This window comes from Rhodopseudomonas sp. BR0M22 (assembly GCF_010907035.1).
Lineage (GTDB): Bacteria > Pseudomonadota > Alphaproteobacteria > Rhizobiales > Xanthobacteraceae > Rhodopseudomonas.
This window is the reverse complement of sequence record NZ_QUMK01000137.1, coordinates 1-2,156: the sequence shown is the minus strand read 5'-3', so window position 1 is coordinate 2,156 and position 2,156 is coordinate 1. Positions and strand designations below refer to the sequence as shown.

The 2,156-nt window shown below is 68.7% G+C and carries 4 protein-coding genes; 1 reads left to right on the top strand and 3 read right to left on the bottom strand.

The window, feature by feature from the left end:
* On the bottom strand, positions 1-519 hold a 519-nt coding region (locus DY468_RS24425), incomplete at its 3' end, for an enoyl-CoA hydratase/isomerase family protein (protein ID WP_164608187.1).
* Between the two features lie 80 nt (positions 520-599).
* On the opposite strand from DY468_RS24425, the gene DY468_RS24420 reads away from it, so the two are divergent.
* A complete protein-coding gene (locus DY468_RS24420; protein WP_164608185.1) occupies positions 600-1,283 on the top strand; it encodes a TetR/AcrR family transcriptional regulator in 684 nt (227 codons plus the stop codon).
* Here the strand turns inward: DY468_RS24420 and DY468_RS24415 are convergent.
* Positions 1,210-1,917: an HAD family hydrolase gene (locus DY468_RS24415; RefSeq protein ID WP_164608183.1), complete on the bottom strand. Its 708-nt coding sequence runs from the start codon at positions 1,915-1,917 to the stop codon at positions 1,210-1,212. The two genes, DY468_RS24420 and DY468_RS24415, sit on opposite strands and share 74 nt — an antisense overlap.
* Positions 1,914-2,156: cysteine-rich CWC family protein (locus tag DY468_RS24710; RefSeq protein WP_349644335.1), on the bottom strand; the 243-nt coding region annotated here is incomplete at its 5' end. The genes DY468_RS24415 and DY468_RS24710, both read right to left, overlap by 4 nt.

Sequence of the window (2,156 nt, the reverse complement as noted above, 5' to 3'; positions counted from 1 at the left end):
GGGCGAAAACGGCTCGCCGGTGAGTACCAGCTCCAGGCCGCGCTTGCGGCCGGCGAGGCGCGGCAGCCGCTGGGTGCCGCCGAAGGTCGGCGGCATCGCCAGCTTGATCTCGGGCTTGGCGAACCGGGCGCGTTCGCTGGCGAACGCCAGATGCACCGCCTCGGTGATCTCGCAGCCGCCGCCGTAAGCAAGGCCGTTCACCGCCGCGATCACCGGCTTGGAAAAGCTCTCCAGTCGCGCCGTCATGGTCTGGCCGCGGCGAACGAAATCGCGCACCGCATGATCCGCGCCGCGCGCGACGCTGCCGGAGAACTCGGCGATGTCGGCGCCGGTGGAAAACGCCCGCTCGCCGGCGCCGGTGAGGATCACGGCGCGGATCGCGTCATCGACCTCGATCGCATCGAGCCGCTGCATCAGCCGGTCGATCAGCGCGTAGTTCAGCGCATTCAGTTTGTCGGGGCGGTTCAGCGTCAGCAGCGCAACGCCGTCCCGCAGCTCCATCGGTATCAGCTCGGTCATGTCCGGGTCTCCATAGGGTCGTCCGATCGCTACCGCGGCCGCCGCGTTGTGTATATTCACTGGTCGGTATACATAAGGGGATGGCCGCCCCAACATCCGCAGCATCTCCGAAGACCCGCGAGGGCAATACCACGCGCGAGCGCATCGTCGCCGCCGCCGCCAAGCTATTCTATGCCGAGGGCATCCGCGCCGTCGGCGTCGATGCGGTGGCCGAGAAGGCCGGCGTCACCAAGCGGACGCTGTATTATCACTTCCGCAGCAAGGACGATCTGGTCGCCGCGTATCTCGAGGGCCGCGACCAGCCGAATCTGGCGCTGTTCCGGCAGTGGTTCGAGGGCACGACGGGCGCGCTGCCGGACAAGGTCGAGGGCATCTTTCTAAATCTCGCCCGCGCCGCGCGGCATCCGAAGTGGAAGGGCTGCGGCTTCCTGCGCACCTCGGCGGAGCTCGCCAATCTGCCGGGCCATCCGGCGATCAAGATCGGCGCCGCACACAAGAAGAAGTTCGAGCGCTGGCTGCGCGACACGTTCGCCGAAGCCGGCATCGCCGGCGCCGACGAACTGGCGCGTCAGATGCTGCTGCTGCTCGACGGCTCGTTCGCCGTGGTGCTGCTGCATCGCGATGCGAGCTACATGGAGACCGCTGGCGCTGCGGCGGCCAGGCTGGTGGCCGCAGCCTTGCCGCACCCGGTCAGCGTGGCACGGACAAAGCGTCCGGCGCCGCGAACCGGCCGCGGGTCTCGAGCAAACTCCGCACCGCATTGAGATCCGGCAGCACTGCGGCGCATTTGCCGCGGGTCGCGTCGTCGGGCTGCAGCAGGTCCGGCACCATCAGCGTGATGGCGCCGGCGGTGAATGCGGCGGTGACGCCGACGCTGGAATCCTCGACCGCGATGCAGTTCTGCGGCGGCACGCCGAGCCGGTCGGCGGCGAGCAGATACAGATCCGGCGCCGGCTTGCCGTGGGCGACGTCGTCGCGGGTCAGGATGGTGCCGAACCGGCCGCGAATGCCCGCCAGCGTCAGATGCAGGTCGGCGGTCTTGCGCGACGACGAGGTCACCACCGCGACCGGGCAGTTCGCGTCGGCCAGCGTATCGAGCAGCTCGCTGGTGCCGGGCTTCACCGGGAGACCCTGCGCGAAGCGCACGTCCCGCTTTTCGACGAACGCACGGTTGATCTCGGCGAGCGGCAGCGTCTCGCCGTAGCGCGCGACCAGCAGCGCCTGACATTCCGGCCCCGGCAGTCCGATCATCGACTCGCAGGTTTGCAACGCGTCCGGCAGGCCGAAGCCGTTCAGCACCTCGGTCAGGCTTTCCAGATAGACCCGCTCGGTGTCGACCAGCGTGCCGTCCATATCGAGCAGCACCGCTGCGATCAGCCAGTCCTGTGCAGCCCTCACGATTTACGGCTCGCCTTCGCCATCGCGCGCAAGCAGTCCGGGCACAGACAATCGGTCGCGTCCGACGGCAGCGGCAGCGCTGCCGGCTCTGCCGCGCACCAGCAACCCTTGTCCATCGTGCACGAAAACTCCGCGCCGCAGCCGGCACAGATCAGCCGGCGGGGCGGGGGCGGTGCGGGTGTGGCGGACGAGGTCGGGCGGAGCGGCATGAGCAACGATCGATCAACGCTGGTTGAAAC